We start from the raw sequence: 26,509 nt of genomic DNA on the forward strand, positions 1-26,509 counted from the left end.
TTTTTCCCTCGGGTTCTGTGCTGTGCGCTTCATCGTCATCGACGCTAGCGCGTCCCACTGACAAACGAGCCCCACCCGGCTCGGCCTGTGGAAAACTCCTCGCCGGAGAGTACAAAAGAACATCTGTTCGATTCAAGCCTCACAGGTCCGAACACGCCGCGGGGCGGGTCGGCGGGGTCACTCCCCGCCGCCCGCCCCGCACCGTCCGTCACTCCCCGTCGCCGCCGACCATCCGGCGCAGCCGCCGCGCCGCCTCCCGGCGCAGCTCCCGGCGGGCCCGCCGCTGCTCCCCCCGGTCGATCCGCGGATCGGTGGCCACCTCGTACCGCCGCACGTACGTCCCGACGAAGCCCTGCAGGGTCGCCGCCGCCGGGATCGCGATCAGCGCGCCCACCGCACCCAGCAGCGCCGCGCCCGCGATCACCGCGCCGAAGGCCACCGCCGGGTGCACGTCCACCGTCCTGGCGGTGATCCTCGGGTGCAGCACGTAGTTCTCGACCTGCTGGTAGACCACCGTGAACACGAGCACCCACAGCGCGTCCACCGGCTCCTCGGTGAGCGCCACCAGCACCGGCAGCGCACCCGCCAGGTACGTCCCGATGGTCGGCACGAACTGCGACATGACGCCGACCCAGATCGCCAGCGCGGCCGAGTACGGCAGGTCGATCAGCGCGAACATCACCCAGTGCCCGGCCGCCGACACCACCGCCAGCACGGCCCGTGAGTACAGGTAGCCGCCGGTCTTGACGAGCGCGATCTCCCAGGCCCGCAGCACCTCGCCCTGCTTGTCGGGCGGCAGCAGCGAACAGACCGTCCGCCGGACCCGCGGGCCCTCGGCGGTGAAGTAGAAGGTGAACAGCCCCACGGTGAACGTCTGGAACAGCCCGCCGATCAGGGTCGAGGAGACGCCCCAGACGTTGTCCGCGGCCTGCTGGGCGTACCCCTCGATCGTCCCGGAGTCCTTCAGCAGCCGCTTCTGCAGCTCCCCCAGCGACAGTTCCTGATGGAAGGTCCGGTTGACCCAGCCGATCAGGTTGTCGACCAGGTGCGGCAGGTCCCCGGCGATCTTCGCCACCTGGTCCACCAACAGCGTGCCGAGCGCGGCGAGGAACCCCACCACCGCGACCCCGACCGCCACGAACACCAGGAAGGTGGCCACCCCCCGGCGCACCCCGCGCGCCGCCATCCGGTCCACCGCCGGCTCCAGCGCCAGCGAGAGGAAGAACGCCACCAGCAGCATCACGAACAGGTCGATCAGCTGCCGGAACGCCCAGTCGGCGAGCTGGAACAGCCCGACCAGCACCAGGAACAGCACCATCGCCCGGGGCAGCCAGGGCGGCATCCCGCCCCACAGCGCCCCGCCCCGCCCGGTCCGTTCGCCCTCGGCGCCCCGCACCGCCCCGCCGAGGCTCTCCCGCTCTCCGTTCGTAGTCACCCGGACAGTCTGTCCCACCACCCCGGCGTCAGGTGCTCAGCGCAGCAGCGCCGAAACCCCCTGGGTCTCGCAGACCACCCGCCAGACGTCCTTGGCCTCCCAGCCCGCGTCCAGCGCCTGGCGCACCGTCCGCCCGCCCAACTCGCTCATCACGTGGTCGGACGCGAAGGACTCCGCGTACGCCTCGCCGAAGTGCGCGTACATCCGTCGCCAGAACTCGGTCAGCCTCATGCCTCCCAGTATCCCGGACCCGCCGGTCCCGCTACCGGGGCAGTGCCACCAGTCCCGCCCCGAAGTACTGCCGGTCCCCGCACCCCCGCGGCCCCGCCGGACACGCCGCCACCGCCGTGCTCGCCAGCAGGTCGGCGAGCTGCGCCGACCCGAAGTCCGGATGCAGCGCCGCCGCGATCGCCACCGCCCCCGTCACGTGCGCCGCCGCCATCGACGTCCCCGCCAGCGCCGCGTACTGCCCACCCGGCCAGTCCGAGACGACCGCCCCCTGCGCCCCGCCGTCCGGGTCCCCGCCCGGGGCGGCCAGCGAGACCAGACCGCGCCCGTAGTTGGTGTACGAGGACGGACGGCCGTCCCGGTTGACGGCGGTGACGGTGACGACGCCGGGCAGCTGGCCGGGAAGGCGGATGCACTCGGTGCCCAGGTAGCGGGTGCGGGCCGGTCCGGAGCCCCGGTCGTTGGGGCTGCGTTCGTCGGTCCGGGCCGCGCCGAGGTCCTGCCCGTCGTTGCCGGCCGAGGCGACCACCACCGCGCCCTTGCGCTGGGCGTACCCGACGGCCCGGCCGACGGCCGCGATCAGCGCCGCCTGGTCCCGGTCCCCGGGGCAGTTGTACTTCCACGGGTCGGCGAAGTAGCTGTCGTTGATCGCCTTGGCCCCGTGGTCGGCCGCCCAGAGCATGCCGCACACGATGTTCTCCGCGTAGTACTGCCCGAGCGGCCCGAGCAGCCGGACGGCGGCGATCTGCACCCCCGGGGCGACGCCGGTGACGCCCTGCCCGTCCCGGGCCGCGCCGATGATCCCGGCGACGTGGGTGCCGTGCCCGCCCTCCTCCACCCCGGGCTCCGGCCGCCAGGCACCGGTGCGCGCGTCCGGCCGACCGTCGGCGCAGGAGGCCGAGGCCTTCGGGTCGACGGCCGCCCGCAGGTCCGGGTGGGTGTCGTCCACGCCCGAGTCCAGCACCGCGACCAGCACCTTGCGCATCGCCTCCGGGCCCGGCACGCCGCCGGCGCCGTCACCGGTCGACCCCGGCCCCGCCCCCTGGTGCAGCATGGCGAGGTTCCAGGCCCCGCCCTCCCCCGGATCGGGCACCGTGGCCGTCCCCCTGACCCGCCCGTCCGAAGCCCCGTCCGAACGCCCGGATCCCCCGCCCCACCCGTCCGAGCCCCCGCGCCGCACCCCCGCCGCGAAGTCCCCGGCCCCGTCCACCGCCCGCGGCGGCCCCACCACCGGAGCCGTCCGGGTCGCCCCGACCGCGGCGATCCCCGGCCTGTTCCGCACCCGGTCCGCGAAGCCGCCGGTCGCGTACGCCAGCACCGCGCCGATCTGCGGGTACTCCTGCACCACCCGTCCGCCCGCCGCCAGGCTCTCCGCCCCGGCCCGGGCCGCGCCGGCGGCGTCCTCCCGCGCGGCCAGCACCAGGTAGCTGAGGTACGCCCGTCCGGGCCCCGACACGTACGGCACGGCGCCGCCGACCACCAGGGCGGTGAGCAGCATCGCGAGCAGCGCCCGGGCCGGCCCGCAGACCCGGCGTCGGCGGCCGGCGCGGCCGGGACCGCCGGACTGGTGCGCCTGCGCCATCCCACGCTCTCCGCTCGTCGGTCCGTCGAGGTTCCGGCCGGGCAGCCGTTCGACTGCCGTCACAGCCACGGTCACGGATTGATCACGCGTCCGATTCCTCACCATATGAGCGGATCATCATTCCCGCTCCCGCAGCTACACCCTCCTCGCGCCCCACCCCCGCTTGTCAGTCCCACCCGGCACCATGGGGGCATGGCGCCCCAGCACCCGAACCCGCCCGCCGGCTCCCCCGGGCCCGACGCCCCCGGGCCCGCCGACCCGCTGGCCGGCTTCGCCCCGGCCACCCGGGCCTGGTTCACCGGCGCCTTCTCCGCCCCCACCACCGCCCAGGCCGAGGCCTGGCGCGCCATCCAGCGGGAGACCGACGTCCTGGTGGTCGCCCCCACCGGCTCCGGCAAGACGCTCGCCGCCTTCCTCTCCGCGCTCGACCGGCTCAGCAGCACCCCGCCCCCGGCCGAGCCCAAGCGCCGCTGCCGGGTGCTCTACGTCTCCCCGCTCAAGGCCCTCGCCGTGGACGTCGAGCGGAACCTGCGCGCCCCGCTGACCGGCCTGCGCCAGGCCGCCGTCCGGCTCGGCCTGCCCGAGCCCGAGGTCCAGGTCGCCATCCGCTCCGGCGACACCCCGGCCGCCGACCGCCGCCGCTTCGCGACCCACCCGCCGGACATCCTGATCACCACCCCCGAGTCGCTCTTCCTGCTGCTCACCTCCGCCTCCCGGGAGGCACTCCGGGGCATCGACACGGTGATCCTGGACGAGGTCCACGCCGTCGCCGGCACCAAGCGCGGCGCCCACCTCGCGCTCAGCCTGGAGCGGCTGGACGAGCTACTGGACCGCCCGGCCCGCCGGATCGGCCTGTCCGCGACGGTCCGCCCGGTCGAGGAGGTGGCCCGCTTCCTCAGCCCCCAGCGCGGCGCCGCCGTCGTCCAGCCCGCCTCCGCCAAGGAGTTCGACCTCTCGGTGGTCGTCCCGGTCCCCGACCTGGACGACCTGCCCGCCGCCCCGGCCACCGGCGGCGCCGCCGACTCCGACCCGCAGCGCCTGGGGGCACCTCCCAGCCGCCAGGCCGGGGGAGCCTCGATCTGGCCGCACGTCGAGGAGCGGATCGTCGACCTGGTCGAGGCGCACCGCTCGACCATCGTCTTCGCCAACTCCCGCCGCCTGGCCGAGCGCCTGTGCAACCGGCTGAACGAGATCGCCCACGAGCGCGCCACCGGCGCCGTCTTCCCCGAGGCGCACGCCCCGGCCCAGCTGATGGGCGGCTCGGGCGCCGCCAAGGGCGCGCCCGCGGTCATCGCCCGGGCCCATCACGGTTCCGTCTCCAAGGAGCAACGCTCCCTCGTCGAGGAGGAGTTGAAGGCCGGTCGGCTGCCCGCCGTGGTCGCCACCTCCAGTCTGGAGCTCGGCATCGACATGGGCGCCGTCGAACTCGTCGTCCAGGTCGAGTCCCCGCCCTCGGTCGCCTCCGGCCTGCAGCGGGTCGGCCGGGCGGGCCACCAGGTCGGCGCCGTCTCCACCGGCGTGTTCTTCCCCAAGTACCGGGGGGACCTGGTGCAGTCCGCCGTGGTCACCGAGCGGATGCGGGCGGGCCGGATCGAGGCGCTGCGCATCCCGCGCAACCCGCTGGACGTGCTCGCCCAGCAGCTGGTCGCGATGACGGCGCTGGACGCCTGGCCGGTGGACGAGCTGCTCGCCGTGGTCCGCCGCGCCGCGCCCTTCGCCACCCTCCCGCAGTCCGCCTTCGACGCCGTGCTCGACATGCTGGCCGGCCGCTACCCCTCGGACGCCTTCGCCGAGTTGCGCCCCCGGCTGGTCTGGGACCGGGTGGCCGGCACGGTGACCGGCCGCCCCGGCGCCCAGCGCCTGGCCGTCACCTCCGGCGGCACCATCCCCGACCGCGGCCTGTTCGGCGTCTTCATCGCCGGGGCTGACCCCAAGAAGGGCGGTGGCAGGGTCGGCGAACTCGACGAGGAGATGGTCTACGAGTCCCGCGTCGGCGACGTGTTCACCCTCGGCACCACCTCCTGGCGGATCGAGGAGATCACCCACGACAAGGTGCTGGTCACCCCCGCCCCCGGCGTCCCCGGCCGGCTCCCGTTCTGGAAGGGCGACACCCTCGGCCGCCCGCTCGAACTCGGCCGCGCCCTCGGCGCGTTCACCCGCGAGCTGGGCACCCTCCAGCCCGAGGCCGCCACCGAGCGCCTCAAGCAGGCCGGCCTGGACGACTGGGCCGCCGCCAACCTGCTGGACTACCTCGCCGAGCAACGGGCCGCCTGCGGCCACCTCCCGGACGACCGCACCATCGTGGTCGAGCGCTTCCGGGACGAGCTCGGCGACTGGCGGATCGTCATCCACTCCCCCTTCGGCGCCCAGGTGCACGCCCCCTGGGCACTCGCCCTCGGCGCCCGGCTGCGCGAGAAGCACGGCCTGGACCCGCAGGTCATGCACGCCGACGACGGCATCGTGCTCCGCCTGCCCGACGCGGACCTGCTCTCCCCCGACTTCGATTTCAGCAGCCCGTCACAACCCGCCGGTTCGGCCCCGGACGAGGCCCCGGTCGGCGCCGACGCCGCGCTGTTCGACTCCACCGAGATCGAGCAGCTGGTCACCGAACAGGTCGGCGGCTCCGCCCTGTTCGCCTCCCGCTTCCGCGAGTGCGCCGGCCGCGCCCTGCTGCTCCCCCGCCGCAACCCCGGCCGCCGCACCCCGCTCTGGCAGCAGCGCCAGCGCGCCGCCCAGCTGCTCGAAGTCGCCTCCGAGTACGGCTCGTTCCCGATCGTCCTGGAGGCTGTCCGCGAGTGCCTGCAGGACGTCTTCGACGTCCCCGGCCTGGTCGAGCTGATGGGGGACCTCGAATCCCGCGCCGTCCGCCTGGTCGAGGTCACCACCCCCGAACCCTCGCCCTTCGCCCGCTCGTTGCTGTTCGGCTACGTCGCCCAGTTCCTCTACGAGGGCGACTCCCCGCTCGCCGAACGCCGGGCCGCCGCCCTCTCGCTCGACTCCCGGCTGCTGTCCGAGCTCCTCGGCCAGGCCGAACTGAGCGAACTGCTCGACCCGCAGGTGCTCGCCGAGCTGGAGGCCGAGCTCCAACGCCTCACCCCCGAGCGCCGGATCAAGGACGCCGAGGGCGTCGCCGACGCGCTGCGCCTGCTCGGCCCGCTCACCGAGGCCGAGTTGACCGTCCGCGGCGCCGAGCCGCTCTGGGCCCTGGAGCTGGAGGCCGCCCGCAGGGTGATCCAGGTCCGGATCGCCGGCGAGCAGCGCTGGGCCGCGATCGAGGACGCCGGACGGCTGCGCGACGCGCTCGGCACCCCGCTGCCGGTCGGCGTCCCCGAGGCCTTCACCGAGCCGGTCAAGGACCCGCTGGGCGACCTGCTCGCCCGGCACGCCCGCACCCACGGCCCGTTCACCGCCGCCGAGGCCGGCGCCCGCTACGGCCTGGGCACCGCCGTCGTCACCGGCACCCTGCAGCGCCTCACCGCGGCCGGCCGCCTGGTCCAGGGCCAGTTCCGGCCGGCCGGAGGCCAGACCGACCCCGAGTGGCACACCGCCCCCGAGTGGTGCGACGCCGAGGTGCTGCGCCGGCTGCGCCGCCGCTCGCTGGCCGCCCTGCGCCAGGAGGTCGAACCCGTCCCGCCGCGCGCCCTGGCCGCCTTCCTGCCGCAGTGGCAGCACCTGGCCGGGCACCGGCTGCGCGGCCCGGACGGCCTGCTCCGGGTGGTCGAACAGCTCCAGGGCACCGCCCTGCCCGCCTCGGCCCTGGAGAAGCTGATCCTCCCGGCCCGGCTCGGCGACTACTCGCCCGGTCTGCTGGACGAGCTGATGGCGGCCGGCGAGATCGGCTGGTGCGGTGCGGGCGCGCTGCCCGGCAAGGACGGCTGGCTCAGCCTGCACCTGGCCGAGAACGCCCACCTGCTGCGCCCCGAGCCCGTGCCGCCCGCGCTCACCCCGCTGCACAGCGCTCTGCTGCAGGCACTCGCCGGCGGCTACGGCCTGTTCTTCCGCCAGCTCGTCCAGCAGCTGCCGGAGGAGACGCCGGAACCGGAGGTGGTCGAGGCCCTCTGGGACCTGGTCTGGGCCGGGTACGTCAGCAATGACACCCTGGCCCCGCTGCGCGCCCTGCTCGGCTCCGGCCGGACGCCCGGCGCCACCGCCCACCGGGCGACCCGGGCCACCCCGCGCGGCCGCTACGGCGGCGCCGGCCGCGCCTTCGGCCGGCCCGGCGGCGCCCTGCGCAGCGGCCCGCCGACGGTGGCCGGGCGCTGGTCGCTGCTGCCCGCCTTCGCCGCCGATCCGACGGTCCGGGCCACCGCCCAGGCGCAGAGCCTGCTGGACCGGCACGGCCTGCTCACCCGCGGCACGGTGGCGGCCGAACGGGTGCCCGGCGGCTTCGCCGGGGTCTACCGGGTGCTCGCCGCGATGGAGGAGCGCGGCCGGGCCCGCCGGGGCTACTTCGTCGAGGGCCTGGGCGGCGCCCAGTTCGCCATGGAGGGCGCGGCCGACCGGCTGCGTTCGGTCAACGGCCGGCTGGAGCGGGCCCGCGCCACCGAGTGGCCGGCCGGGCCGGCCGCCGAGCCGCCGCAGCTGCTGGTGCTGGCCGCCGCCGATCCGGCGAACGCCTACGGCGCCGCGCTGCCCTGGCCCGAGCCGCCCGCCGCCCCGGGGGCCAAGGAGCCCAGGGCGCACCGCCCGGGCCGCAAGGCGGGCGCCCTGGTGGTTCTGGTGGACGGCGAGCTGGCGCTGTACGTGGAGCGGGGCGGCAAGTCCCTGCTGGCCTGGCCGGAGGACGGGGCGACGGTCGCGCTGGCCGCCGGGGCGCTCGCCGGGGCGGTCCGCGCGGGCGCGCTCGGCAGCGTCATGGTCGAGCGGGCCAACGGCGAGCCCGCCCTGGGCTCCGACCTCGGCCGCGCCCTGGAGGAGGCCGGCTTCCACGCCACCCCCCGCGGGCTCCGGCTGCGCCCGTAGCGGGCCCCGAAGGCCCCGGAAAGCCGGGAGGCCGCGGAAAGCCGGGAGGCCGCGGAGTCAACGACCCCGCGGCCTCCGGCCACGTCGATTCACCCGATCGGCGGCGGTTGTGCCTCCACCCGGCCCACCGCCTCCTCGCGCCGGCGTCGGCGTCGCAGCGGTCCGGTCGCGTTCCGGTCGGCGTGGACCGGGATGAGACCGAGCCCCCAGCCACCGGCCGCCAGCAGCCCCAGCACCGCGCCGTCGGTCAGCTGCCCGCGGACGGCCATCAGCCACCAGGCGAGCCCGGCCGCGAGGACCACCAGGACCCAGCGGGTCGGCCACGGCAGCGACCGCCGCGCCCACAGCCGTATTCGGGCCACCGTGCGCACCGTCGCGAGTCTCCGCACGACCGCCCTCCTCCGCTCGCCCCGGGCTTCGGGAACCCGGGTGTCGAGGCCGGATCAGGCGGCGACCACGTCCATCGCGGCGGCCTTGGGCGACATGTTCGCCCGGTCGGCGCCGGGGGCGGGCAGCGGAACCGGTTCGAGTACCGGCCTCAGCAGATCACCTTCGGAGAGGGTGGCCATCGCCGCAAGTTCGGCGAGCGACAGTTCGTCGCTGACCTCGCGCATGACCTCGGACATCCGGACGTCGAGTGCGTCGCAGATGGCGGAGAGCAGCTCCGAGGAGGCCTCCTTCTGTCCCCGCTCGACCTCGGAGAGGTACCCGAGCGAAACCCTGGCGGCTGCCGACACCTCGCGAAGTGTGCGGCCCTGGCGCTGGCGCTGCCGACGCAGTACATCGCCCAGTAGGCGACGGAGCAGGATCATCGGTGCCTCCCTCCTCGGACTGCGGATCGAGATGTCACGCCCCCACCGTACCGCCTTGCCCGCTTCGCGTGCGGGGACCCTGGTCGTGTTCACTCTGGGCTGCAAGGCCGTCCCCCTCCTTGTTCCGGTGTCGCACCCGGGTTCGCGGGCCCCTCGTGGTACCCGACCTGGCCCACCCGGCCACCGTCACGCAACTCGTTCGCCACCTGGTTTCTGCCCAACCAGGCCGTTGGATGTAACACGATCCTCCAGCTGAGCCATACCCGTACGCCGGTTCGACGGATCCCGGTCCGCTGGAGGTCCGTCAGTTCCGGCCGTCGAGCCGGCCGACGAGCAGCTCCAGTGCGGCGGTCACCGCTCCGTGACGGATTGTGGCACGAGCGCCCGACAGCAGGGGCGAACTGACCAGAGTTCCCCCCGGGCCCGCGACCGCCAGGTGTACCGTGCCCACCGGCTGCCCGTCCTGCGGTTCAGGACCGGCCACCCCGGTCGTCGCGATCCCGTACGTGGCCCCCAGCAGCCCGCGCACGCCCTCGGCCATCTGCCGGGCCACCACCGGGTGGACCGGACCGTACACGTCCAACAGGCCTTCGTCCACCCCCAGCACCGAGGCCTTCAGCTCGGTCGCGTACGCGGTGACCGACCCGCGGAAGGTCGCGGAGGCCCCGGGGACGTCCACCAGGGCGGCGGCCAGCAGCCCGCCGGTCAGCGACTCGGCGACGGCCAGGGTGCCGCCCTCGGCCCGCAGCGCGGCGTGCACCCGCTCGGCCAGCTCGTAGTCCCCCACCGAAGGTCTCCCGTTCCCTACCGGTCCGCGTGCTCCGCGGCCATGCCCTCGCGGCGCAGTCGCAGCGCCTGCCCGACGTAGTCCAGCGCGGTGCCGACGGTCAGCAGCACCGCCAGGCCCATCAGGACCGCCCGCCCGGTGGCCAGCCACCCGTGCAGGTCCAGCACGTACATGCCGACCGCGATGCCCTGGGTCAGCGTCTTGAGCTTGCCGCCGCGGCTGGCCGGGATGACCCCGAAGCGGATCACCCAGAAGCGCATCAGGGTGATGCCGAGCTCGCGGGCAAGGATCACCACGGTGACCCACCAGGGCAGGTCGCCGAGCACCGAGAGGCCGATCAGCGCCGCGCCCATGATCGCCTTGTCGGCGATCGGGTCGGCGATCTTCCCGAAGTCGGTGACCAGGCCCTTGCGGCGGGCGAGCTCGCCGTCGAACAGGTCGGTGATCATCGCGATGGCGAAGGAGGCCCAGGCGACCGAACGCCACTTGGGGTCGTGCCCGCCGTCGGCGAACAGCAGCGCCACGAACACCGGCACCAGCAGCAGCCGGACCATGGTGAGCACGTTGGCGATGTTCCAGACACCCGGCGCCGGCGGCAGGGCGGCCGCCGGTCTGCCCGGGTGGGCCGCGGCCGGGGCGCCGGGCCCCTTGGTCATTCCCCGGCTCCCGGAGCCTCGGCTCCCGCGGTCCCGGGCAGTCGCACCTGTTCCAGCGCCTCGGCGATCAGGTCGACGCCCTCGCTGGCCACCACGGTGGCCCGCCAGAACTGCCCGACCTCGGGGTCCTCGACGCCGTGCAGGGTGGTCAGGCCGTCGGTCTCCGGGGCCTGGTGGGCGGCGCGGCCCTCGACCACGCCGTCCTCGATCGACTCGATCAGCACCTCGACCTCGGTGCCGATCCGCTGCTCGGCGCGCTGGGCGGTCATCTCCTCGGCGAGCCGGCTCAGCCGGGCCAGCCGCTCGGCGACGACCTCCTCGGGCAGCTTGCCGTCGTAGGTCGCGGCCTCGGTGCCGTCCTCGTCGGAGTAGCCGAAGACGCCGATCGCGTCCAGCCCGGCGTGGGTGACGAAGCGCTCCAGCTCGGCGAAGTCCTCCTCGGTCTCACCGGGGAAGCCGACGATGAAGTTGGACCGGGCGCCGGCCTGCGGGGCCTTGTCCCGGATGGTCCCGAGCAGCTCCAGGAACTGGTCGGTGGAGCCGAAGCGGCGCATCCGGCGCAGCACGGCGGGCGCCGAGTGCTGGAAGGACAGGTCGAAGTAGGGCACCACGTCTGCGGTCCCGGTCATCGCGTCGATCAGGCCGGGGCGCATCTCGGCGGGCTGCAGGTAGGAGACCCGCACCCGCTCGACGCCCTCGATCGCGGCGATCTCGCCGAGCAGCGTCTCCAGCAGCCGGATGTCGCCGAGGTCCTTGCCGTACGAGGTGTTGTTCTCGCTGACCAGGACGATCTCGCGGACGCCCTGCCCGGCCAGCCACTGGGCCTCGTGCAGCACGTCGGAGGGGCGGCGGGAGATGAAGGAGCCGCGGAAGGCCGGGATGGCGCAGAAGGAACAGCGCCGGTCGCAGCCGGAGGCGAGCTTGACCGAGGCGACCGGGCTGTCGTCCAGCCGCTTGCGCAGGGTGCGCGGGCCGGAGGCCGGGGCGAGGCCCTCGGGCAGGTCGGCGATCGGCTCGGCGGCGGCCTCGGCGCCGTGGCCGGGCAGTGCGACGGCCTCGGCGGCGGACTGCCGCTCGGCCGGGCTGATCGGCAGCAGCTTGCGGCGGTCGCGCGGGATGTGCGGGGCGTGGTGGCCGCCGGAGAGGATGGTCTGCAGGCGGTCGGAGATGTCCGCGTAGTCGTCGAAGCCGAGCACCCCGTCGGCCTCGGGCAGCGCGTCGGCGAGCTCCTTGCCGTACCGCTCGGCCATGCAGCCGACCGCGACGACGGCCTGGGTGCGGCCGTGCCCCTTGAGGTCGTTGGCCTCGAGCAGGGCGTCGACGGAGTCCTTCTTGGCGGCTTCGACGAAGCCACAGGTGTTGACGACGGCGACATCGGCCTCGGCGGCGTCGTCGACGAGCAACCAGCCGTCGGCTTCCAGTCGCCCGGCGAGTTCCTCGGAGTCCACCTCGTTGCGGGCGCATCCGAGCGTGACAAGGGCGACAGTGCGGCGTTCAGGCATAGGCCCAAGATTAACGCGCGGCCTCCGGTGCCGTTCGCCCCGGAGGCCGCGAGCCACGGATCAGCTGATCATCACCGGCCCCCGCGGGCCGCTGTGGTCAGCCCGCCTGCGGGTCTCCGGGGGTGTACGTGACGTGCACCACCTGGCCGTCCTTGCCGAGGACGCCGAGGTCCTTGCCGTTGACGTACGCGTGCACGGCCCCGCCGTTGCCGAGCACCAGCTTGATCTGCTTGGGGTCGGTGAAGGTCTGGTCCTGGCCGTCGCTGATGTTGTTCTGGAACAGCGACTTGCCGTTGCCGTCCGTTGCGGAGACCCAGCTGGTGCCCTGGGCGACCAGCTTCACGGTGACCTTGTCGGCCGGGACGGCGGCGATCGCCGCGGCGCTCGGCGCGGGCGCCGACGGCTGGACGGTCGGCGTGACCGGGGCGACCGAGCCGGTGCCGGAGCCGCTGGGCAGCGGCGCGCTGGCGGAGCCGGTGCCGGTGTGGCCGCTCTTGCCGCTCACCAGGTTGAAGCCGATCAGGGCGACCACCGCGACGATCGCGGCGACCATGGCCGCCGCCCAGTTCGGCCGGCTGCGGCCGGGCACCTTGATCGGGCCGCTGTCGATCAGCTGGGTGGCCGGGCGCTTGGAGGCCGGCGAGCCGCCGTGCGCGGCGTCGTAGCGGGCGACCAGCGCCTCGCCGTCGGCGCCGACCGCCTGGGCGATCGCCCGGATGTGCCCGCGGGCGTAGAAGTCGCCGCCGCAGCGGTCGAAGTCGTCCTCCTCGATGGCGTGGACGATCGGCACCCGCACCCGGGTCGAGGTACTCACCTGGTCCACCGTGAGTCCCGCCTCGATCCGGGCGGCGGACAGCACCCGGCCGATGCTCGGGGCATCGGCCGCCGGCACGGCGTCGTCGGTCGGCTCGACGGGTGACGGGGCGTTCTCGCGGTCGGAGGACTTGCCGATGGTCACGGGGCACGCCTTTCGAGCGGATGGCCACCTGCTGGGGAACAGTCTAGGGGCGTGGGCGGATCGTTTCTCAAGCGGAGCGGGCCGAATGCGACGCGCCCACTCCGACCGGCGGCACACCCCCGCTGACCGGCGGTCAGCAGGGGTCACGCACGGCCCCCGGGGTGCGCTTCGCGGCCTGTGACGCGGCGTACGGGCATTCGGTTCCCCCCAGCGCGCCTACCCTCCCCCGAACGAGTGAACCCCTCGGAAGCAACGGCCCGTCAGCCCCGCAGGGTCACCAGCACCCCGTCCAGCTCGTCCGGCTTCACCAGCACGTCGCGGGCCTTGGAGCCCTCGCTCGGACCGACGATGCCGCGCGACTCCATCAGGTCCATCAGCCGGCCCGCCTTGGCGAAGCCGACCCGGAGCTTGCGCTGGAGCATCGAGGTCGACCCGAACTGGGTGGAGACCACCAGCTCGGCCGCCTGGATCAGCAGGTCCAGGTCGTCGCCGATCTCCTCGTCGATCTCCTTCTTCGGCCCGGCCCCGGCCATCACGTCGTCCCGGTAGACGGCGCTCAGCTGGTCCTTGCAGTGCTGCACCACCCTGGCGATCTCCGCCTCGGTGACGAACGCGCCCTGCATGCGGATCGGCTTGCTCGCGCCCATCGGCAGGAACAGCGCGTCGCCCTTGCCGATCAGCTTCTCCGCGCCGGGCTGGTCCAGGATGACCCGGGAGTCGGCCATCGCGGAGGTCGCGAAGGCCAGCCGGGACGGCACGTTGGCCTTGATCAGACCGGTCACCACGTCCACCGAGGGCCGCTGGGTGGCGAGCACCAGGTGGATGCCGGCCGCCCGGGCCAGCTGGGTGATCCGGACGACCGAGTCCTCGACGTCGCGCGGCGCGACCATCATCAGGTCGGCCAGCTCGTCGACGATCACCAGCAGGTACGGGTACGGCCTGAGCTCCCGCTCGCTGCCCAGCGGCGGGGTGACCTTGCCGGCCCGCACCGCCGCGTTGAAGTCGTCCACGTGCCGGAAGCCGTACGCCGCGAGGTCGTCGTAGCGCATGTCCATCTCGCGCACCACCCACTGGAGGGCCTCGGCGGCCTTCTTGGGGTTGGTGATGATCGGCGTGATCAGGTGCGGGATGCCCTCGTACGCGGTCAGCTCGACCCGCTTGGGGTCGACCAGCACCATCCGCACCTCGTCCGGGGTGGCCCGGGCGAGGATCGAGGTGATCAGGCAGTTGATGCAGGACGACTTGCCCGCGCCGGTCGCACCGGCCACCAGGATGTGCGGCATCTTGGCGAGGTTGGCCATCACGGTGTGGCCCTCGACGTCCTTGCCCATGCCGACGACCATCGGGTGGGTGTCCTCGGCGGCCGTGCGCGAGCGCAGCAGGTCGCCGAGGTTGACCATCTCCCGGTCCCGGTTGGGGATCTCGATGCCGACCGCGGACTTGCCCGGGATCGGGCTGATGATCCGCACGTCCGGGCTGGCCACCGCGTACGCGATGTTCTTGGCGAGCGCGGTGATCCGCTCCACCTTGACGGCCGGGCCGAGCTCGACCTCGTAGCGGGTGACCGTCGGGCCGCGGGTGAAGCCGGTGACCTTCGCGTCCACCTTGAACTCGGCGAAGGTGCCGGTGAGCTGGGCGACCACCTCGTCGTTGAGGGCGCTGCGGGCCTTGGCCGGGCCGCCGCGCTCCAGCAGGTCGAGCGAGGGCAGCGCGTAGGTGACGCCCTCGCCGAGCTGGAGCTGCTCCATCCGCACCGGCGCCGGGCCGTGCTCCGCGGGCGCGCCCGGGCCGCCGCTGCGGGCGGCCGGGACGGCGGGCTCCTCCGGCGCCGCGGTGAGGTCCTTGACCTGGTGCATCATGTCCGCCACCGCCGAGGAGGCGGGCACGCCGTAGACCAGTGCGCCGTCCAGGTCGGCGGCCGCGCCGGCGGCGAGGTCGCGGGTGGCGTACGGGTCCAGCGGTTCCTTGTCCAGGGAGACGCGGACGGCCTCCGGCTCGTCGTCCTCGACGGCCTGCTTGCGCCGGCGGCGGCGCCGGCGGGCGGCGACCTCGTCGCCCGGGTCGTCACCGTCGGTGTCCACGGTGAAGGGCAGCGCGTCCGGGTCGGCGTCCTCCGGCGGATCGGTGGACAGCTCGCGCTCCGGCGTACGCCCCCGGTGCAGCTCGTCCTCGGGCCCGGGCTCGACCACGCCGAGCCTCATCCCCATCCCGCGCACCCGCTCGCCGATCCGGTTGACCGGGGTGGCGGTGACCACCAGCAGGCCGAAGAAGGCCAGCAGCAGGAGCAGCGGCACGGCCAGCACCGCGCCGGCGGCGGCCATCATCGGGGTGGACGCGGCCCAGCCGACGATCCCGCCGGCCGCCCTTATCCGGGTGGCGCCGCTGCCCATCGAGGGCGCGCCGCAGCCGATGTGGACCAGGCCGAGGATGCCGATCAGCAGCGTGCTCAGCCCGATCACGATCCGGCCGTTGGCCTCCGGCAGCTCCGGGTGGCGCCAGAGCCGGATCGCCATCCCGGCCAGCAGGAACGGCACCAGCACGTCGAGCCGCCCGAACAGCCCGGACACCACGGCGGTGGCCGCCCCGTTCAGCCAGCCCTCCGAGCTGAACCAGGTGCCGGCGGCGACCACCAGCGCGAGCGCGAACAGCAGCAGCCCGAGCCCGTCCTTGCGGTGGGCCGGGTGGAGGTTCTTGGCGCCGTCGCCGAAGCCGCGGAAGATCGCGGCGATCGGGCTCGCGAGCGCGTTGAGGGCGCTCATCAGCACGGACCGGCGCGGCGGGGGTGGCGGGGCCGACTTGGCGGCCGCCTTCTTCGCGGGGGCCCTGCGGGCGGCCGCCTTCTTGGCGGGCGGCTTGCCCGGGGCCTTGGCCGCGGCCTTCTTGGACGGTCCCGGACTCGGTTTGCGTGCGGCGTTTCCGGGCGTACGAGTGGCCATGGGTCAGCAGCCTACCGGGGTCGACGACCCGTGCCCACGCGGCCGAGCCGGGGCTCCCGGACGTGTCGCAGACACACCGTCACACTGATCGTCCTTCACCCGTCCGCAGCAACAGAACCACCCGGACGGGTGAACATCCGACGGTCGGTCTACGCGGTGCCCGGGCGCATCGCGTCCAGGGCCCGGCGCAGGCCGACGAGCTTGCGCTCCAGGTGCGCCGCGGTGGCGGCCACCCCGGCGTCCTCGGACCCGTCCAGCTGCTTGCCCAGCGCCTCCGCCTGCTCCTCGACCGCCGCCAGCCGCGCGGACAGCTCGCCGAGCAGCGCCCCGCCGAGGGCCGGCTGCTCGCCGCCGCCCTCCTCCAGCTGCAGCCGCAGCAGCGCGGCCTGCTCCTTCAGCTGACAGTTCTTGACGTACAGGTCGACGAAGACCGAGACCTTGGCGCGCAGCACCCACGGGTCGAAGGGCTTGGAGATGTAGTCCACCGCGCCCGCCGCGTAGCCGCGGAAGGTGTGGTGCGGGCCGTGGTTGATCGCGGTCAGGAAGATGATCGGGATGTCCCGGGTGCGCTCGCGGCGCTTGATGTGGGCGGCGGTCTCGAAGCCGTCCATCCCGGGCATCTGGACGTCCAGCAGGATCACCGCGAAGTCGTCGGTCAGCAGCGCCTTGAGCGCCTCCTCGCCGGAGGCGGCGCGCACCAGCGTCTGGTCCAGGGCGGACAGGATCGCCTCCAGCGCCAGGAGGTTCTCCGGCCGGTCGTCGACCAGGAGGATCTTCGCCTTCTGCATCGGGGCTCGCCCTCCTGTCGCCTGCCTGCCGCCCGGTGTGGGCACTCGCGTACTGCCCACCGCTACCCCGGTCATGCTAGCCGCACCCCCTCGCCCGGCACATCGCTCCGTCGTGACCCGATCCGGAGCCGCGCGCGGTCAGTGCTCCGGCGTACGCTCAGCAGCGTGTCGCCATCCGGTCACTGTTCGCAACGATCGGTGACCCTACCGGGTTCCCGGGCCCGACCGCCAGCAAACCGGCGGGCCGGTGGGCGCGAACCCGGGGTCCGCGCCCGTCGGCGGCTCACCCGCTCCACTCACTCGCGCGCGCGGTCGCCGTTCAGCCACTCCGACATCACCGACAGCAGGTGGTCGGTCTCCACCGGCTTGGTGATGTGGTCGGTGGCGCCCGCCTGCAGCGACTTCTCCCGGTCGCCCTTCATGGCCTTGGCGGTCAGCGCGATGATCGGCAGACCGGCGAACTGGGGCATCCGGCGGATCGCCTCGGTGGTCGCGTAGCCGTCCATCTCCGGCATCATGATGTCCATCAGGACCAGCGCCACGTGCTCGTGCTGCTCCAGCATCTCGATGCCCTCGCGGCCGTTCTCCGCGTACAGCACGGTCAGCCCGTGCTGTTCCAGCACGCTGGTCAGGGCGAACACGTTGCGCACGTCGTCGTCCACGATCAGCACCTGCTGGCCGTCGAAGCGGGTGTCGCCGCGGACCGGGCGGGGCTGCTGCACGGGCTCCACCACCCGGGGCGCGGCGGCGCTCTCCAGGGCGGCGTTGCGCCGGCGCTCCATCGCCCCGCGGCGGCGCTCCTCGGCCATCTCCCGGACCTCCTGGGCCCAGTGGTCGGCCGGACTCTCGCCGACCGGCACCGGCAGGCCCACCGGGGTCACCCCGACCGAGGCGCGCGGCGCCGGCGGGTTCGGGGTGGCCGGCCGCTCGACCGGCCGCTCGGCGGGCGCGTCCGGGGCGTCGGTGCGCAGCGGCAGGTAGAGCGTGAAGGTCGAGCCCTCGCCCAGCTCGCTCTCGGCGTGGATCTCGCCGCCGAGCAGCCGGGCGATCTCGCGGCTGATCGACAGGCCGAGGCCGGTGCCGCCGTACTTGCGGCTGGTGGTGCCGTCGGCCTGCTTGAACGCCTCGAAGATCTCCCGCAGCTTGTTGCCGGGGATGCCGATGCCGGTGTCGGAGACCGAGAAGGCGATCAGCTCGTCGTCCGGACCCTGGATCGAGCCGAACTCCAGCAGCCGCTCGCGCACGTGCTGCGGGACGTCCCGGCCGGCCGGGCTGATCGAGAAGTCGACGCCGCCGTTGTCGGTGAACTTGACCGCGTTGGAGATCAGGTTGCGCAGCACCTGCTGGAGCCGCTGCTCGTCGGTGTGCAGGGTGACCGGCAGGGCGGGCGAGACCCGCACCGCGAAGTCCAGGTTCTTGTCGACGGCGACCGGCTGGAAGGTGGCCTCGACGTAGTCGACCAGCTGGACCAGGGCGATCCGGCTCGGGCGGACGTCCATCTTGCCGGCCTCGACCTTGGACAGGTCCAGGATGTCGTTGATCAGCTGGAGCAGGTCGGAGCCGGCGCCGTGGATGGTGTCGGCGAACTCGACCTGCTTGGGCGAGAGGTTGCCCTCGTTGTTGTCGGAGAGCAGCTTGGCCAGGATCAGCAGCGAGTTGAGCGGGGTGCGCAGCTCGTGCGACATGTTGGCGAGGAACTCGCTCTTGTACCGGGAGGCCAGGGCGAGCTGCTCGGCGCGCTCCTCCAGGACCTGCCGGGCCTCCTCGATCTCGCTGTTCTTGATCTCGATGTCGCGGTTCTGCTGGGCGAGTTGCTCGGCCTTCTCCTGCAACTCCTCGTTGGTGCGCTCCAGTTCCTCCTGACGCGCCTCCAATTCGGCGGACCGCATGGAGAGTTCGGCGGTGAGCCGCTGGGACTCCAGCAGCAGGCCCTCGGTCTTGGTGTTGACGCTGATGGTGTTGACGGTGACGCCGATCAGGTCGGCGATCTGGTTGAGGAAGTCCAGCGCGACGGTGGTGAAGGAGCTGAAGGTGGCCAGCTCGATCACGCCCAGCAGCCGGCCCTCGAACAGCACCGGCAGCACCACGATGTGGGTCGGCGAGGCCTCGCCGAGGCCGGAGGCGATCTTGAGGTACCCGGGCGGCGCCTCCTTGACGATGATCGCCCGCTTCTCCACCGCCGCCTGGCCGATCAGCGACTCGCCCGGCCGGAAGGTGGTCGGCATCGCCCGCCGCTGGTAGCCGTAGCTGCCGATCAGGCGCAGCACGGTGTCGTTCTCGTCGTCGTCCTCGGTGATCAGTTCGGCGGTGCGGCCGGCCGGCTGGGCGAGGAAGAAGGCGCCGTGCTGGGCGGAGACCACCGGGGTCAGCTCGGTCATGATCAGCGAGGCGACCGCCTCGAGGTCCCGGCGGCCCTGCAGCAGGCCGGAGATCCGGGCCAGGTTGGTCTTGAGCCAGTCCTGCTCCTGGTTGGTGCGGGTGGTCTCGCGCAGGTTGGCGATCATCTGGTTGATGTTGTCCTTGAGCTCGTCGAGCTCCCCGGCGGCGTCCACGTCGATCCGCAGGCTCAGGTCGCCCCTGGTCACCGCGGTGGCGACCTGGGCGATCGCACGCACCTGCCGGGTCAGGTTGTTGGCCAGCTCGTTCACCGACTCGGTGAGGTCCTGCCAGGTGCCGTCCACCCCGGGCACCCGGGCCTGGCCACCGAGCCGCCCGTCGGTGCCCACCTCGCGGGCGACCCGGGTGACCTCGTCGGCGAAGGCGGAGAGCTGGTCGACCATGGTGTTGATGTTGGTCTTCAGCTGGAGGATCTCGCCGCGCGCGTCGACGTCGATCTTCTGCGAGAGGTCACCGCGGGCGACCGCCGTGATCACCAGCGCGATGTTGCGGACCTGGCCGGTGAGGTTGTTGGCCATCTGGTTGACGTTGTCGGTCAGGTCCTTCCAGATGCCGGCCACGCCCGGCACGCTCGCCTGACCGCCCAGGGTGCCGTCGGTGCCGACCTCGCGGGCCACCCTGGTGACCTCCACCGCGAACGCGGACAGCTGGTCGACCATGGTGTTCAGGGTCCCGGCGAGCGTCGCGATCTCGCCCTGGGCATCGATGGTGATCTTCTTGGAGAGGTCGCCGCGGGCCACCGCGGAGGCGACCTCGGCGATGTTGCGCACCTGTCCGGTCAGGTTCGAGGCCATGAAGTTGACGTTGTCGGTCAGGTCCTTCCAGATCCCCGACACCCCGCGCACCCGCGCCTGGCCGCCCAGGATGCCCTCGGTGCCCACCTCGCGGGCCACCCGCGTGACCTCGTCGGCGAAGGCCGACAGCTGGTCGACCATGGTGTTGACGGTGGTCACCAGCTCCAGGATCTCGCCCCGGGCGTCGACGGTGATCTTCTTCGACACGTCGCCGCGCGCCACCGCCGTGGTCACCTCGGCGATGTTGCGGACCTGACTGGTCAGGTTGTTGGCCATCAGGTTGACGCTGTTGGTCAGGTCCTTCCACGTCCCGGACACCCCGGGCACGCTCGCCTGACCGCCGAGGATGCCCTCGGTGCCGACGTCCCGGGCCACCCTGGTCACCTCGTCGGCGAAGGAGGAGAGCTGGTCGACCATCGTGTTGATGGTGTTCTTCAGCTCCAGGATCTCCCCGCGCGCGTCCACCTGGATCTTCTGCGACAGGTCGCCCTTGGCGACCGCGGTGGTCACCTGGGCGATGTTGCGCACCTGGTCGGTCAGGTTGTTCGCCATGAAGTTGACGTTGTCGGTCAGGTCCCGCCACACCCCGGCCGCCCAGGGCACCTGGGCCTGACCGCCGAGCCGCCCCTCGGTGCCCACCTGGCGGGCCACCCGGGTCACCTGTTCAGCGAAGCCGGAGAGCTGGTCCACCATCGTGTTGATGGTGTTCTTCAGCTCCAGCATCTCGCCGCGCGCGTCCACCTCGATCTTCTGCGAGAGGTCCCCGCGCGCCACCGCCGTGGTCACCTGGGCGATGTTGCGCACCTGGCCGGTCAGGTTGTCGGCCATGAAGTTCACCGAGTCGGTCAGCTCGCGCCACACCCCGGCCACGCCCGGCACCTGCGCCTGACCGCCGAGCCGCCCCTCCGTACCGACGTCCCGGGCCACCGTGGTGACCTGCGCGGCGAAGCCGTTCAGCTGGTCCACCATCGTGTTGACGGTGTTCTTCAGCTCCAGCATCTCGCCGGCCACGTCGACGGTCACCTTGCGGGACAGGTCGCCCTTGGCCACCGCCGTGGTCACCTGGGCGATGTTGCGCACCTGCGCGGTCAGCCGGCCCGCCATGGTGTTGACCGAGTCCGCCAGGTCCTTCCAACTGCCGGACACGCTGCGGACCTTGGCCTGCCCGCCGAGCTTGCCCTCGGTGCCCACCTCGCGGGCCACCCGGGTCACCTCGTCGGTGAACTCCGAGAGCTGGTCCACCAGTCCGTTGACGGTCCGGCCGATCTTCAGGTACTCGCCGCGCAGCGGGTGGCTCACCCCGTTGCTGTGCAGCGAGCGCAGCTCCATCTTCTGGTCCAGGTCGCCCTCGGCGATCGAGGTCAGCACCCGGCCCACCTCGGCCATCGGACGGGCCAGGTCGTCGATCAGCGCGTTGCAGTTGTCGACGGCCGCCATCCAGGCGCCCTCGCCCGCACCGGTCTCCAGCCGCTCGTTCAGCCGGCCCTCGCGACCCACCGCCCGCCGCACCCGGGCCAGTTCACCGGTCAGGTGCTGGTTGCGCTCGGCGACCTCGTTGAACACCGCGGCGATCTCCGCCAGCGGCCCGTCACCCGGGACCGTCAGCCGGCGCCGGAAGTTGCCGTCCCGCATCGCGGTCAGCGCGGCCAGCAGCTTGCGCAGCTCGGCGGGCTCCGCGCTGCGGTTGTGGCCCGGTCGCCGGCCGGCCGCGATCCGCGGCGCGGTCCCGGACCGCCCGCCGCGCGGCGCGGGCGGCGTCGTACCGGTTGCGTCCTTGGTGGCGTCCTTGATGGCCGAACTCAACGGGCCCCTCCCACATCGTGTGAACTGTCCGGTGACCGCCGTGCCGGAACGGCACGAACCCTGGCACCGGCCCGGCTGGGCTGCGTACCGGCCGGACCCTCCGGACCACCGGCACCCACACGACCGTACTGCTCCCACCGGCCGTCGCGGACCCCCCAGTCTGGCAGTACTGGCGCCGGGTATACGGCCGGTTGCGCTCGGTTGTCCCCGCACCGTCCGAAACAGGTGGGCAGAATCACCCTCAGGTGCCTGTTTCACGGCCCCGCCCTCACGGGGAACCAAGCGGAAAGTAGGGTGGAGCGCTGCACCGGGCCACGACCCGACCCAGCGCCGCCGCTCACCCCGACGGCGCGCCCGGGGAGGTCGGCGCCGCACCCCGGACAGTCAGGGCCAGAGCAGCAGAGGAGAAGTGGCAACGTGGTCACCGCGCGCGCAGCCGCCACCTTCGACCCCGACGGCCGGTCCGCGGCCGCCGCCCGGGGCTTCGTCCGGGACGCGCTGCTCGGCTGGGGCCTGCCCGAGGTCGTCGACGACGCCGTCGTCCTGGTCAGCGAACTCGTCACCAACGCCGTCGTGCACGCCGGCACCGCCGCCGAGGTCTGTTGCCTGCGCGAGGAGCAGACCGTCCGGATCGAGGTCACCGACCACCACCCCGAGCGCGGCCTGCCCTCCCTCGGCGACGGGCCGGTCTCCGCCTCCGACCGCTACGCCGACCCCGACGGCGAGGGCGGTCGCGGCCTGCTGATGTGCTCCGCGCTCGCCGAGCGCTGGGGCGTCGAGTACGCGGCCGGGCAGAAGACCGTCTGGTTCCGGCTCACCCTGCCCGCACACGTGACCGGCACCCGCTACGCCGTTCCGGCCACCCCCGGCAGCGACCTGCCCAGCGGCCCCGGACCGGTGCACGTCGCCGTCGTCCAGCTCGACGAGGACGGCCGCGTGCTGGCCTGGAACCCCGACGCCGAGGCGCTCTTCCACCACCCCGCCGCCACCGTCCTCGGCCGCCCCTGGGCCGACCTCGCGGTCTGGCCGCAGACCCCCGGCCACGGCCCCGGCCTCACCGACACCCTCCGGCTGGCCCGCTGGGAGGGCGGCTACGGCCTGCGGCTGCCCGACGGCGAGGAGGTCGAGGTGTACGGCGTCCAGGTGCGCGTGCGCGACACCGAGGGCGTCCCCTCCACCCTCTGCCTGCTCGTCCTCGAACCCGACCGCGCCGTGCTGCGCTCCCCCGCCCGCGCCCTGCCCGGCGAGCGCGCCGACGCGGCCGGACCCCGGCTCGACCTGCTGGCCGGCCCGGTCGTCACCGACGACCTCGACACCCTGCTCCAGCGCACGGTCGAACGCGCCCGCGACCTGCTCGACGCCGACGCCGCCTACCTGCTGCTCACCACCGACGACGAGACCGAGTTCGAGGTCCGCGCCGCCACCGGCCTCACCACCGGGCACCGTCGGCATGCCCGCTTCCCGGTCGGGACCGGCAACCGCTACGACTCCGCCCGGCTGCCCTCCGTCCACGAGGACCTCACCGCCCGCCCCACCGGCCTGCCCCTGCTGGCCGGCAGCGGCATGCGCTCCCTGGTCACCGTCCCGCTCAAGGTCGAGGGCCGCCTCATCGGCTCGCTCGGCATCGCCACCGCCGCCCCCGGCCGCTACGACAACGAGGACGCGCTGCGCCTGCAGTTCGCCGCCGACCGGGTCGCCCTGGCCGTCGAGAGCACCCGGCTGACCGAGCTCGAACGACTGCGCCGCGGCTCGCTCTCCTTCCTCGTCGAGGCCTCCGACCTGCTGGCCGGCACCCTCGAACACGAGCAGACCCTCGCGCTGATGGCGCAGATGGCCGTCCCCACCCTCGCCTCCTGGTGCGCCGTCTACACCAACGGCGACCACGGCTCCTCGGCCGGCCTCGCCTTCGTCCTGCACGAGGACGAGGACCGGATCGACCCGCTGCGCGACCTGCTCGACAAGACCCCCTCCCCCGGGGCCGGACCCACCCACGGCGTCCGCTTCTGGACCACGCCCACCGAGACCGCCGCCGCCCGGGGCCTCACCGACAGCCCCGAACTCGCCGGCCTGCTCGGCGAGACCGTCGTCCTGCCGCTGACCGCCCGCAATCGGGTCATCGGCCTGCTCGCCCTCGGCGTCCCGGCCGGCGTCCGGTTCCGCCAGGAGATCCTCGAACTCGCCGAGGACCTCTCCCGCCGGGCCGCCCTCGCCCTCGACAACTCCCGCCTCTACTCCGAGCGCACCGCCACCAGCCAGGCCCTGCAGCGCAGCCTGCTGCCGCCGGACCTGCCCGAGATCCCGGGCGTCGAGGTGGACGTCTACTACCAGGCCGCGGGCGAGGGCAACGAGGTCGGCGGCGACTTCTACGACCTGTTCACCATCCGCGAGGGCACCTACGGCTTCGCCATCGGCGACGTCTGCGGCACCGGCCCCGAGGCCGCCTCCGTCACCGGCCTGGCCCGGCACTCGCTGCGCCTGCTCGCCCGCGAGGGCCTGGACGCCCCGCAGGTGCTGCGCCGGCTCAACGCGGCCATCCTGGACGAGGGTTCGCGCAGCCGCTTCCTCACCCTGCTCTACGGCGAACTGACGCCCCGCCCGGACGGCAGCACCGAACTGTCCCTGGTCTGCGCCGGCCACCCGCTGCCGCTGAGACTGCGCACCGACGGCCAGGTCGACCGGGCCGCCACCCCGCAGCCGCTGCTCGGCGTCATGGACGACCTCGAGCTCACCGCCGAGCACCTGGTGCTCTCCCCCGGTGAAGTCCTGCTCTGCGTCACCGACGGCGTCACCGAACGCCGGGAGGGCCGACGGATGTTGGGCGACGACGGCCTCGCCGAGGTGCTCACCGGCTGCACCGGCCTGACCGCCGGCGCGGTCGCGATGCGGGTGCAGCGCGCGGTCGAACGCTTCGCCCCGGAGCCGCCGTCCGACGACATGGCGATCCTGACCCTGCGGGTGCCCCACCAGCGTCAGTCCTGACCGGCGTCAGTCCTGAGCATCGCCAGTCGTGACCGGCGTCAGTCATGAGCACCCCGCAGCTGACGCAGTCACAAATTGTTATCTTCACAAGGGTACAAGCAAGCAAGGCCGGGTAAACCGATCTCGCCGGGGAATCTCCCCGGCGAGGACGTGACCAGCGGTTCTCCGCCGGCCCACCATTTCCGACCTCACTTCTGACCGCAGCCCGCGCACGCTCACAGCCGTGCGCCCTCGGCGCGGTCGCGCGCATCCACTCCTCGACACCACACCACAGCGTCACTGCGCCCTGCGCGCGCCCAGAGTGAAAGGAGCCTCCGGTGAGCAACGACGCTACCGGGGCAACGAACGCCCGCTCCACCGGAGCCGACGCGGGTAACCTCGGCTACCTCGCCCTCGGCCTGACACTGCTCGCCTACGGTCTGCTCTCCACCGGGATCCTGCACGGCACCGGCGTCGGGGACGCGGCCCACCTCGCCCACCTGCTCGGCGGCGTCACCCTCTTCATCGCGGGTCTCTGGCAGCTCCGCCGCGGCGAGGGCTTCACCGGAACCGCCTTCACCAGCCTCGGTGCCTTCTGGGCGACCTGGTCGGTGGCGGGCGGCGCGAGCAAGAACGCCGCCGGCCTGTTCCTGCTGCTGTGGGCCCTGCTCGCCCTCAGCCTCACCGCCGCCAGTTGGGGCGCGGGCCTGTTCAGCCGCGCCGTCTACGGCCTGTTCACGCTCTCCCTCGCGCTGAGCGCCATCGCGGTCTTCGGCGGTTACAGCGGCCTCGGCAAGGCCGCCGGCTGGATCGCGGCCGTAGCCGGGCTCGTCGCCTGGTACTGGGCCACCTCCGCGCTGAGCAACGGCTCCTGGGGGAAGCTCGCCCTGCCGGTCAAGTGACCTGCCTGGGCCGGTCCGCCTTCGGCCGGTCCTCGGCACCGGTGCGGGGTCGGGTCTCCGTCGTCTCGACGGAGACCCGACCCCGCCGCCGTGCCGCCAACGCCAGGACGGCGTAGGCGAACAGCAGGATCGAGACGGCGACGATGCCGTCCGCCCAGAAGTGGTTGGCGGTCACCACGACCACCGAGACCGTCAGCACCGGGTGCAGCACCATCAGCCAACGGAACGGACTCCGCGACACCCGCACCACCGCGACCGCCACCAGCACGCACCAGGCGACGTGCACCGAGGGCATCGCCGACAGCTGGTCGGCCACCACCACCCCGCCGACCGCGCCGCCGTACACCGACTGCCCGTACTCCGCGGCCACGTCGACGAACCCGCTCTGCGGCAGCATCCGCGGCGGCGCCACCGGGATGAACTGCACCAGCAGACAGATCGCGGTGGTGATCACCACGGTGTTGCGCACCCACGCGTAGCGCTCCCGGTGCCGCAGGAAGACCCAGAGCAGCACAGCGAGCATGACGGCGAAGTGCATGACCGCGTAGTAGTAGTTCGCCAGCCGCACCAGCACCGGGTACGGCATGACCGCCGCCTGCCAGGACGCCTCGTCCGGCAGCCCGATCTCCCGCTCGGTCCGGTGGATCCAATCCGCCCGGTCCACCGCGTGATCGGCGCTCATCACCGACAGGTGCCCCACCAGCTGCCAGAGCGCGAACAGCGCCAGCAGCGTGCCGGCCTCCCGCAGCAACGCCGACACCCCCGGCTTCCGGACCCGCGCGGCGGCGTACGCGCCTCCGTAGAGGACGACGGCGGCGCCGCCGGCCGTCTGCCAGGTCAGGGTCAGGTTCTGCATTGGCAGAGGTTAACGCAAAAAGACCCCTTCCCGAATGGGAAGGGGTCTTTTTGGAATGATTGTTCGGCGGCGTCCTACTCTCCCACAGGGTCCCCCCTGCAGTACCATCGGCGCTGTGAGGCTTAGCTTCCGGGTTCGGAATGTAACCGGGCG

The 26,509-nt window shown here is 73.4% G+C and carries 16 protein-coding genes and 1 rRNA gene; 3 read left to right on the forward strand and 14 right to left on the reverse strand.

The genetic code is table 11. The features are described from left to right. Positions 1-208 precede the first annotated feature (208 nt). Genes ACWCYO_RS21110 through ACWCYO_RS21120 form a run of 3 tightly spaced genes read right to left on the reverse strand, consistent with a single transcriptional unit; the run spans position 209 to position 3,245 of the window. On the reverse strand, positions 209-1,435 hold the full coding sequence (locus tag ACWCYO_RS21110) for an AI-2E family transporter (protein ID WP_405000638.1): 1,227 nt from the start codon (positions 1,433-1,435) through the stop codon (positions 209-211). A 36-nt stretch (positions 1,436-1,471) separates the two neighbouring features. Next, entirely contained in the window at positions 1,472-1,666 is a 195-nt protein-coding gene (locus ACWCYO_RS21115) for a DUF3046 domain-containing protein (protein ID WP_153462919.1), read from the reverse strand. 31 nt (positions 1,667-1,697) lie between these two features. Beyond that, the gene (locus tag ACWCYO_RS21120) at positions 1,698-3,245 is read right to left on the reverse strand and encodes a S8 family serine peptidase (RefSeq protein ID WP_270143681.1); all 1,548 of its coding nucleotides are present in this window, start codon (positions 3,243-3,245) and stop codon (positions 1,698-1,700) included. Positions 3,246-3,437: 192 nt separating this feature from the next. On the opposite strand from ACWCYO_RS21120, the gene ACWCYO_RS21125 reads away from it, so the two are divergent. Continuing rightward, positions 3,438-8,207 (forward strand): ATP-dependent helicase, encoded by a 4,770-nt coding sequence (locus ACWCYO_RS21125; protein ID WP_449785077.1) that lies wholly within the window; start codon positions 3,438-3,440, stop codon positions 8,205-8,207. Positions 8,208-8,296: 89 nt separating this feature from the next. On the opposite strand, the gene ACWCYO_RS21130 is transcribed toward ACWCYO_RS21125, so the two are convergent. From ACWCYO_RS21130 to ACWCYO_RS21170, 9 genes are all read right to left on the reverse strand, one after another. Then, positions 8,297-8,596: a hypothetical protein gene (locus ACWCYO_RS21130; protein WP_270143685.1), complete on the reverse strand. Its 300-nt coding sequence runs from the start codon at positions 8,594-8,596 to the stop codon at positions 8,297-8,299. Positions 8,597-8,650: 54 nt separating this feature from the next. Beyond that, complete coding sequence (locus tag ACWCYO_RS21135) at positions 8,651-9,019, reverse strand: helix-turn-helix domain-containing protein (RefSeq protein WP_030290911.1); 369 nt, start codon at positions 9,017-9,019, stop codon at positions 8,651-8,653. Between the two features lie 304 nt (positions 9,020-9,323). Then, on the reverse strand, positions 9,324-9,806 hold the full coding sequence (locus tag ACWCYO_RS21140; protein ID WP_270143689.1) for a CinA family protein: 483 nt from the start codon (positions 9,804-9,806) through the stop codon (positions 9,324-9,326). 17 nt (positions 9,807-9,823) lie between these two features. After that, entirely contained in the window at positions 9,824-10,462 is a 639-nt protein-coding gene (pgsA, locus tag ACWCYO_RS21145) for a CDP-diacylglycerol--glycerol-3-phosphate 3-phosphatidyltransferase (protein WP_270143692.1), read from the reverse strand. Then, complete coding sequence (gene rimO, locus ACWCYO_RS21150; RefSeq protein WP_449785078.1) at positions 10,459-11,964, reverse strand: 30S ribosomal protein S12 methylthiotransferase RimO; 1,506 nt, start codon at positions 11,962-11,964, stop codon at positions 10,459-10,461. Before rimO ends, pgsA begins: the two co-directional genes overlap by 4 nt. 97 nt (positions 11,965-12,061) lie before the next feature. Further along, positions 12,062-12,922 (reverse strand): helix-turn-helix domain-containing protein, encoded by an 861-nt coding sequence (locus tag ACWCYO_RS21155; protein ID WP_270143696.1) that lies wholly within the window; start codon positions 12,920-12,922, stop codon positions 12,062-12,064. Between the two features lie 260 nt (positions 12,923-13,182). Beyond that, the gene (locus ACWCYO_RS21160; protein WP_449785079.1) at positions 13,183-15,858 is read right to left on the reverse strand and encodes a DNA translocase FtsK; all 2,676 of its coding nucleotides are present in this window, start codon (positions 15,856-15,858) and stop codon (positions 13,183-13,185) included. Between the two features lie 149 nt (positions 15,859-16,007). Continuing rightward, complete coding sequence (locus ACWCYO_RS21165; protein WP_270143700.1) at positions 16,008-16,646, reverse strand: response regulator; 639 nt, start codon at positions 16,644-16,646, stop codon at positions 16,008-16,010. Positions 16,647-16,942: 296 nt separating this feature from the next. Further along, positions 16,943-21,469, reverse strand: a complete 4,527-nt coding sequence (locus tag ACWCYO_RS21170) for a HAMP domain-containing protein (protein WP_405000800.1) — start codon at positions 21,467-21,469, stop codon at positions 16,943-16,945. 465 nt (positions 21,470-21,934) lie between these two features. Between ACWCYO_RS21170 and ACWCYO_RS21175 the strand changes: the two genes are divergently transcribed. Both ACWCYO_RS21175 and ACWCYO_RS21180 read left to right on the forward strand, forming a co-directional pair. Next, positions 21,935-24,619: a SpoIIE family protein phosphatase gene (locus ACWCYO_RS21175; RefSeq protein WP_405000639.1), complete on the forward strand. Its 2,685-nt coding sequence runs from the start codon at positions 21,935-21,937 to the stop codon at positions 24,617-24,619. 317 nt (positions 24,620-24,936) lie between these two features. Further along, the gene (locus ACWCYO_RS21180; RefSeq protein ID WP_449785080.1) at positions 24,937-25,500 is read left to right on the forward strand and encodes a GPR1/FUN34/YaaH family transporter; all 564 of its coding nucleotides are present in this window, start codon (positions 24,937-24,939) and stop codon (positions 25,498-25,500) included. Here ACWCYO_RS21180 and ACWCYO_RS21185 read toward each other — a convergent pair. Both ACWCYO_RS21185 and rrf read right to left on the reverse strand, forming a co-directional pair. Then, entirely contained in the window at positions 25,493-26,356 is an 864-nt protein-coding gene (locus tag ACWCYO_RS21185; RefSeq protein ID WP_270143706.1) for a phosphatase PAP2 family protein, read from the reverse strand. The genes ACWCYO_RS21180 and ACWCYO_RS21185 overlap by 8 nt on opposite strands. A gap of 61 nt (positions 26,357-26,417) precedes the next feature. Next, positions 26,418-26,509: ribosomal RNA gene (rrf, locus tag ACWCYO_RS21190) — 5S ribosomal RNA — on the reverse strand; the annotation flags it as partial.

This window comes from Kitasatospora sp. NPDC001683 (assembly GCF_053596495.1).